Source organism: Vibrio sp. Y176 (genome assembly GCF_033438945.1).
Map to the genome: position 1 here is coordinate 1 of NZ_JAWOQS010000495.1, position 720 is coordinate 720.

The following is a 720-nucleotide window of genomic DNA, read 5'->3' on the forward strand; positions in this document are numbered from 1 at the left end:
ACTTGAGCGAGGTTCTCTAGTCGTTGAATATAGAAACCTAGTTCAGCGAGCGTAGGCTCGGCCAATCTTGCCGCGAGTTCGCCATCTTTGACTCTTTCTGCGATAAGATCGGCGATTTTCGCGACGCTTTGGTTTGCTTTCTTGCTGAACTGCTTTAGCTCTTTAGATTGGTTTTCTAGCCAAGTTGGCAGTTCGCCATGTTCAAAGCGGTAGATGCCTTCTTCAAACTGAGCTGGATCGAACTGCTTAGTCAACTGAGTGAGCGCAGGTATTAAGTTTTGCACGGAGTCTTGCAAGTCATTGCGGAATCGAGCGACACGTTTCTCATCAGCCAGTGATGAAAATTTACTGATTGACTGATTCAGCTTCTCTAGCCACGCTGCTGCGCCTTTTAAACTTGCGGATGCTGAAGCGTGATCACGGGCGACGTGAGGCAGGTGGTGAGCTTCGTCAAAGACATAAATCGTATTTTCTGGCTCTGGTAAGATTACGCCACCACCTAAGTCAGCATCAGCCATAACGAGAGAGTGATTCGCGATGATCACATCATTTTTGTCCAGTTCAGAACGCGCCTTTTGAAACGGGCACCCTCTGTGACCTGGCAAACTGTTATTGCAGCTGTGTTTGTCGCTGACAATCAATTGCCAGATGCGGTCGTCTATAGGTTTAGGCCAAGCGTCGCGGTCACCATCCCATTTCCCTTGAGCGAGTGAGCGATAC

At 48.8% G+C, this 720-nt stretch carries 1 pseudogene; it reads right to left on the reverse strand.

What is annotated here, in order from left to right:
- Positions 1 to 720: pseudogene (locus tag R7O13_RS26920) on the reverse strand (ATP-dependent DNA helicase DinG); the annotation flags it as partial.